This is a genomic window from Bacteroides sp. 519 (assembly GCF_010500955.1).
Taxonomy (GTDB): domain Bacteria; phylum Bacteroidota; class Bacteroidia; order Bacteroidales; family Bacteroidaceae; genus Bacteroides.
The window spans coordinates 1-350 of the sequence record NZ_QVMJ01000089.1 but is presented as its reverse complement, the minus strand read 5'-3'; the positions used below and the strand labels follow the sequence as shown (position 1 = coordinate 350).

The 350-nt window shown below is 40.6% G+C and carries 1 pseudogene; it reads right to left on the bottom strand.

Annotated elements, in window-relative coordinates:
- Positions 1-156 precede the first annotated feature (156 nt).
- Positions 157-350: pseudogene (locus D0T85_RS22025) on the bottom strand (hypothetical protein); the annotation flags it as partial.

Here is a 350-nt window from a genome sequence, read left to right as displayed (position 1 = left end):
ATTCATCCGGATTGAGAACAAATCAATAACCGACATGACAATGGAAAGTGTAACAATCGACTCGCTCGAAATAGATACGGAAAGAGGTATTTATACTGAACTCTGAGTTTCTGCTTACTCCATAAAAACCTTTCTTATCCCATGCTTGGTTTGCACTTATGGCATTGCGCCATTCATTGGAGGATTATCATTGGGAAAGAATTTCTGAACTAATGCTTTACGGGCACGAACACCACCCCAACCTTCAGAAGTACCCCAAGAGGAGAAGTTAACCCTGTTTAGTAAATCCGATGGTGCTGTTATTGATGAGTATTTTGCTGAACCTCGTTTAATTACAACACAGGGAGATG